Origin of the sequence: Fructilactobacillus florum DSM 22689 = JCM 16035, from assembly GCF_001436645.1 — a bacterium.
Lineage (GTDB): Bacteria > Bacillota > Bacilli > Lactobacillales > Lactobacillaceae > Fructilactobacillus > Fructilactobacillus florum.
Genome location: NZ_AYZI01000037.1, coordinates 1 through 522, shown reverse-complemented (window position 1 = coordinate 522; position 522 = coordinate 1). Strand labels below are relative to the sequence as shown.

The following is a 522-nucleotide window of genomic DNA, read 5'->3' as shown; positions in this document are numbered from 1 at the left end:
ATTCTCGGAGTATTTCAGTTTCGCTAAGTGAGTCAGCTGCATCGACGAGCACGTCGCAATCTGTAAGTGGATCGACGTCAACATCTGATTCAAGCTCACAGTCCGACTCGCAATCAATTCAAGCTTCTGAGTCAACCTCCGATTCTCGAAGTATTTCGGTTTCACTAAGTGAGTCGATTGCATCGACAAGTACGTCGCAATCGGTAAGTGGCTCAACGTCAAGCTCTGATAGTACATCAACTTCTGATTCAAGTTCACGGTCTGGATCACAGTCAATTTTAGAATCTGAATCAATTTCCCAGTCAGTAAGTGTGTCAACTTCAAGTTCTGACAGTACCTCAATTTCTGGCTCGAGTTCACAGTCCGACTCGCAATCAACTGTAGAATCTGAGTCAATTTCCGAGTCTAGAAGTATCTCAGTTTCACTAAGTGAATCGCTTGCATCAACAAGTACGTCGCAGTCAGCAAGTGGTTCGATTTCAGTTTTTGACAGTACGTCAACGAGTACTTCTCAATCGGTAA

The 522-nt window shown here is 43.9% G+C and carries 1 pseudogene; it reads left to right on the top strand.

The annotated features are described in order from the left end of the window. A pseudogene (locus tag FC87_RS07040) lies at positions 1–522 on the top strand (hypothetical protein); the annotation flags it as partial.